6 protein-coding genes are annotated in these 5,900 nt (G+C 66.4%); 5 read left to right on the top strand and 1 reads right to left on the bottom strand.

The window, feature by feature from the left end; genetic code table 11:
• Nucleotides 1-684 (bottom strand): TerC family protein (locus tag ACIRA7_RS14230; RefSeq protein ID WP_396221510.1); only part of this gene is annotated, 684 nt, incomplete at its 3' end.
• A gap of 75 nt (nucleotides 685-759) precedes the next feature.
• On the opposite strand from ACIRA7_RS14230, the gene queC reads away from it, so the two are divergent.
• From queC to ACIRA7_RS14205, 5 genes are all read left to right on the top strand, one after another.
• Nucleotides 760-1,455, top strand: coding sequence for a 7-cyano-7-deazaguanine synthase QueC (gene queC / locus ACIRA7_RS14225; protein ID WP_396221511.1), 696 nt, complete (start codon nucleotides 760-762; stop codon nucleotides 1,453-1,455).
• A 3-nt stretch (nucleotides 1,456-1,458) separates the two neighbouring features.
• Nucleotides 1,459-2,097 carry a 7-carboxy-7-deazaguanine synthase gene (queE, locus tag ACIRA7_RS14220; protein ID WP_396221509.1) on the top strand — a complete coding sequence of 213 codons (639 nt, stop codon included), beginning with the start codon at nucleotides 1,459-1,461 and terminating at the stop codon, nucleotides 2,095-2,097.
• Between the two features lie 135 nt (nucleotides 2,098-2,232).
• The gene (locus ACIRA7_RS14215) at nucleotides 2,233-2,808 is read left to right on the top strand and encodes a C40 family peptidase (RefSeq protein WP_396221508.1); all 576 of its coding nucleotides are present in this window, start codon (nucleotides 2,233-2,235) and stop codon (nucleotides 2,806-2,808) included.
• Nucleotides 2,809-2,890: 82 nt separating this feature from the next.
• Nucleotides 2,891-4,954: a S9 family peptidase gene (locus ACIRA7_RS14210; protein WP_396221507.1), complete on the top strand. Its 2,064-nt coding sequence runs from the start codon at nucleotides 2,891-2,893 to the stop codon at nucleotides 4,952-4,954.
• Between the two features lie 33 nt (nucleotides 4,955-4,987).
• Entirely contained in the window at nucleotides 4,988-5,842 is an 855-nt protein-coding gene (locus ACIRA7_RS14205; RefSeq protein ID WP_396221506.1) for a YdcF family protein, read from the top strand.
• Nucleotides 5,843-5,900 lie beyond the last annotated feature (58 nt).

The raw sequence follows: 5,900 nt of genomic DNA, 5'->3' as shown, positions 1-5,900 counted from the left end.
CAGCATCTCGACGATCACCGAGAAGGCCATCGCCATGTACGTGTAGCCCTTCGAGATGTGCTGCCCGAACCCTTCGGCCACGAGGTTCGTGCCGATCAGCACCAGAAACGACAGGGCCAGCATCTTCACGGTGGGGTGCCGGTCCACGAAATCGCTGATCGGGGTGGCCGCCGCAAGCATCACGATCAGGGCGATGACGTTCGCAGCGATCATGATCACGACGCTATCGGCCATCCCGACGGCGGTGATCACCGAGTCGAGCGAGAAGACGATATCGATGACGGCGATCTGGGCCACCGTGCCCCACAGGGAGCGACCGGCCTTCGTGACGGTGGTGGACTCCTCGGGCCCTTCGAGCTTGCTGTGGATCTCCATCGTGGCCTTGCCGATCAGGAACAGGCCACCGACGATCAGGATCAGATCGCGCCCGGACACCGCGCGACCGAGCACCGCGAACAGCGGTTCGGTGAGCCGCATCACCCAGGTGATCGACAACAGCAGCGCCACGCGCGACAGAAAGGCGCCCATGAGACCGAATCGGCGCGCCTTGGGCTGATCGGACGGCGACAGCTTACCGGACAGGATCGAGATGAAAATGATGTTATCGATGCCCAGGACGACTTCGAGCACCGACAGCGTCAGCAGGGAAATCCACGCCTGCGGATCAGAGAGCAGTTCGATCATCGAGGCAAGTTAATTGGCTATCTTACCGAAATGCCTGCTCTCCCGACCGCGTCCGCGTCGCCCGACGCCATCCCCATGTCCCGTCCCGCCGTCGTCCTCTTGTCGGGCGGACTCGATTCCACGACGGTGCTCGCCGTGGCACGGCGTGAGGGGTTCACGCCGTATGCGATGACGTTCCGGTATGGTCAGCGCCATTCGCTGGAGATCGACGCCGCCCGCCGCGTGGCAGCCGCTCACGGCGTCGCGAAGCACGTGGTGGTGGACATCGACTTGCGGCAGTGGGGCGGCTCGGCCCTGACGGCCGATGTTGCTGTGCCCAAGGACCGGGATGTCACGCATCCGTCCGACGAAATCCCGGTGACCTACGTGCCGGCCCGCAATACGATTTTTCTGTCGTTCGCGCTCGCGTGGGCGGAGACGCTGAACGCCCAGGCCATCTTCATTGGCGTGAACGCCCTCGACTATTCGGGCTACCCCGACTGCCGGCCCGAGTACATCGCCGCGTTCGAGCAGATGGCGAATCTGGCTACCCGGGCCGGCGTGGAAGGCACCCAGCGCCTCACGATCCACGCCCCGCTCCAGCACCTCAGCAAGGCGGACATCGTTCGCCTGGGACAGGAGCTTGGCGTGGACTATTCGATCACGACCAGCTGCTACGACCCCGCCCCTGACGGGGCGGCCTGCGGCCACTGTGACGCCTGCCAGCTCCGCTTGCGCGGCTTCGCCGACGCGGGATCGGCCGATCCCATCGCGTACGTTACCGGAGCCTGAGCCATGGCCTACACGGTTCGCGAGTGCTTCTACACCCTGCAGGGAGAAGGCGTACAGGCCGGACGCGCCGCCGTGTTCTGCCGATTTTCCGGGTGCAATCTGTGGACGGGACGCGAGGCCGACCGGGCCAGCGCCATCTGCACCTTCTGCGACACGGACTTCGTGGGCGTTGGCCCCGACGGGGGCAAGTTCGCGACGGCCGCCGAACTGGCGGCCTTCGTGAAGAGCCGCTGGCCGGCCGACGCCCCCGCGAGGGTGCGCCCCTTCGTGGTGTGCACGGGCGGTGAGCCGCTGCTCCAACTCGACGACGCGGCGGTCGCGGCCCTGCACGCCGAGGGGTTCGAGATCGCGGTGGAGACCAACGGCACGCAACCGCCGCCCACGGGGCTGGATTGGGTGTGCGTGAGCCCAAAGGCGCAGGCCCCGCTGGTGCTCACGTCGGGCGACGAGCTCAAGTTGGTGTACCCGCAGCCCACGGCCATGCCCGAGCGCTTCGAGGGGCTCGCCTTCCGGCATTTCCTGCTGCAGCCCATGGACGGCCCGCAGGCGGCCGAGAACACGGCGGCGGCGTTGGCCTATTGCCTGGCCCATCCTCAGTGGCGCCTGTCCGTGCAGACCCACAAGGCACTCGGCATCCGGTAATCCGGGAGCGGCCGACACGGGGGCCCGGGGTGAACCGAATGTTTCCCGTACCGTGATACCGGCCGGTAGCGTGACAGCCATGGCTGGGCTAGGTTCCCTCCTCCGGACAGACCTCGCCCCCCGAGCACGCGCACCGTGATCTCACGCTCCCGCCAATTCCTTTCGCTCAGCCTGTGTGGCGCGCTCGTCGCGTTCGCACCGCGTGCCGAAGGTCAGTCGGTCGAGACGCTCGAGAGCCGGAAGCCCTTCGCGGCGTGGAGTGCATCGGCGCAGAATCTTCGCGATTCGATCGTGGCAAAGGCGCGCGGGCAGATCGGCACGCGCTACAAGCTGGGCGGCACCAAGCCCAATCTCGCGCTCGACTGCAGCGGTCTGGTGAAGTACGTGATGGGCGCGCTCGACATGATGCTCCCCCGCACGGCGCAGAAGCAGGCCACGATGGGTCAGGAAGTGCCCAAGGATCTCGCAGCCTTGAAGCCGGGCGACTTGCTCACCTTCGGTCGCGGCAAGCGGATTTCGCACATCGGCATCTATGTGGGCGAAGGGCGCATGGTGCATGCGAGCACGTCGAAGCGCCGCGTCATCGAGACGCGCATTTCCGAGCGCTCGCCGCTCATCCGGCAGTGGAAGGGCGTGCGCCGTCTGGTCGGCGTCGCCGGCGCCGATGTGCGGGATTCACTGCTCGCTTTCGCCGACTCCCTCAAGCAGTAACCCATTTTCATCGTTGCCAAGTTGCCGATCCGCCCCCAGCATTGGGGGCGTTTTTGTTTTCGAGCCCCTCCCGGAGGAACCGATGTCCGTAGTGATGAGCCGCACCACCCGCGCCGTCCTGCTCGCGGCGCCACTGTGTTTCGCCGTGCTGACCCCCGCGCCGAGTGCGGCGCAGCCGACGTTGCCGAAGGATCGGCTCACGATCGCCGATTACTTCAACTGGGAAGATGTCGCCACGCCCACCATGTCGCCCGACGGCCGGCAGATCATCTACACACGCACCTGGATCGACCAGCTGAACGACAAGCGCGAATCGTCGGTGTGGATCATGAACGCCGACGGCACCAAGAACCGCTTCCTCGTGAAGGGCGCCGATGCGAAGTGGTCGCCCGATGGGTCGCGCATTGCGTACGTCGCCCCCGGTGAACCGGGGGGCGCGCAGATCTGGGTGCGCTATATGGACGCCGAGGGCGCGACCACACAGGTCACGCGCCTCACAGAGGCGCCGGCCGATGTCGAATGGTCGCCCGACGGCAAGACGATCGGCTTCGGCATGCTGGTGCGCGGCACCGATACGTGGCGCATTGCGATGCCGACGCCACCGCGTGGCGCTAAGTGGACGGAGGCGCCGCGCGTGGTCACGAAGGTGAAGTATCGCGCCGATCGTCAGGGCTTCCTCGAAGATGGACTGCGGCAGCTGTTCACGGTGCCCGCCGACGGTGGCACGCCGAGCCAGGTCACGAGCGGTGACTGGGCCGCCAACGGCACCACGTGGATGCCCGACGGCAAGAGCTTCGTGTTCACGTCGCTGCGCACGCCCGACGCGGAATACGCCTGGCGCCAGAGCGACATCTACAAGGTCGACATCGCCACCGGCGCCGTGTCGGCACTCACCTCGCGCAACGGTCCGGACAACTCGCCGGTGCCGTCGCCGGACGGACGCTTCATTGCGTACACCGGCTACGACAGCACCGACGCCACGTGGAAGGACGCCACGATGTACGTGATGGACGCCGACGGCAAGAACGCGCGCGCCCTCACGGAGAAGCTGGATCGTTCACCGAGTGGCATGATGTGGGCGCCGGATGCGAGCGGCATCTACTTCAACGTCGAGAACGAAGGATCGCGGAACCTCTACTTCGTATCGCTCAAGGGCGACGTCCGCGTGGTCACGAAAGGCGCGCACGTGCTCACGGTGACTGACATCAACCGGAACTTCATGGCCGTGGGTGTTGCCACGTCGCCGATGAAGCCCAACGACATCGTAGCGTTCGATGTGCGCACACCGGCTATCAAGCAGCTGACCGATGTAAACGGCGATGTGCTGGCCGGCAAGAAGCTCGCGACGACCGAAGAGGTGTGGTACACCTCCGTGGACGGCCAGCGCATTCAGGGCTGGGTGGTGAAGCCCGCCGACTTCGACGCCACGAAGAAGTATCCGCTGATGCTCGAGATTCACGGCGGCCCGCACTCGATGTACAACGTGGGCTTCAACTTCTCGCGACAGGATCATGCGTCGAACGGCTTCGTGATGTTGTACACGAATCCGCGCGGCTCGACGGGCTACGGCTCGGCGTTCGGCAACGCGATCAAGAATGCGTATCCCGGCAAGGACTACAACGATCTCATGGCGGGTGTGGACACGGTGATCAACCGCGGCTTCGTGGACAGCAATCGCCTGTACGTGTTCGGCTGTTCGGGTGGCGGCGTGCTCACCGCCTGGACCGTGGGCCACACCGACCGCTTCGCCGCGGCGGCGTCGATGTGCCCGGTGATCAACTGGCTCAGCTTCGTGGGCACGACCGACGGGTCGAGCTGGTACTACAACTTCGCCAAGTACCCGTGGGACGATCCCAGCGAACATCTGAAGCGCTCGCCGTTGATGTACGTGGGCAACGTGAAGACCCCGACGATGCTGATGACGGGCGTGAACGATCTGCGTACGCCGATCAGCCAGACGGAGGAGTTCTACGAAGCGCTCAAGATCCGGAAGGTGCCAACGGCGATGATCCGCTTCAACAACGAGTGGCACGGCACGAGTTCGACCCCGTCGAACTTCATCCGGACCCAGCTCTATCTGCGCAGCTGGTTCGACAAGTATCAGACGCCGCCGAAGGGCCAGCGCGTAACGCAGGACCAACAATGATGAAGCCGGTCGCCCACGGCCCGGTGATCGGCCGTGAGTGATCTGTTGCTCCGGGGGCGCGGCGCCGATGTCGGCGTGCGCGCCCCCGCGTGGTTGATTCGTAGTGCCGGCGCCGTGCTCGGGCTGGCCATCATGCAGATCGCCGCTGCGCTCGGTGTCTGGACCGCCATCGGCGCCTCGCCGGCCACCGTACGCCTGGCCCTGATGCTCGTGGGCGCGCTGCTGGCCACGTCGAGCCGCGGGTCGTGGCTCTGGCTCACGTCCGGCGTGCTTGGTACGGTGCTGATGCTGGTCTCCTACACGCCGCTTGTGAGGCCGTTGACGGCGCCGTTCGTGCGGCGCGATGCGGCGATGGGCATGTCGGCGGCAGCCGGCGTCCCCGACGCAGTGGTGATCCTGTCGGGTAGCGTGACCTCCGAGGGGCGCATCACCGGCGCCGCCCTCGAGCGGTTCATCAGCGGCGTCCAGCAGGCGCGCCGGCTTGGGATTCCCGTGTTGGCCTTGTCCGTGGTGGGGGACGACGCCGATCCGTCGGTCGAGAGTTCCGAGCGGGACCAACGCGAGCTGGCGCAGCTCATGGCCCCCGATCTGACGCTCCGCTTCGTGACGAACGTACACAGCACCCGCGACGAAGCGCTGGCCTTTGCGGCGATGGCGCGCACGCGCCGTTGGCGCCGTGTCGTGCTGGTCACATCACCGCTGCACTCCCGGCGCGCCTGCGCGACGGTCGAGCACGCCGGCCTGCCCGTGCTGTGCGCCCCCGCGGCCTCCCGGGAGTACGCGCTCTCCCGCCTCGATCGCCCGGAGACCCGACGGCTTGTTTTCGCCGATGTGGTGTACGAAACAGCGGCGACCCTGCTGTATGCGGTGCGCGGCTGGACGCCGTAGCGCGGCGGCTCGGCGCGACGTCGACCCCCCGCACGGATGATCCACGATACTTTCCTGT

This window comes from Gemmatimonas sp., from assembly GCF_044376735.1.
Classification (GTDB): domain Bacteria; phylum Gemmatimonadota; class Gemmatimonadetes; order Gemmatimonadales; family Gemmatimonadaceae; genus Gemmatimonas.
Note: the sequence above shows the minus strand (reverse complement) of the source record. Positions and strands in the feature narration are given on the sequence as shown.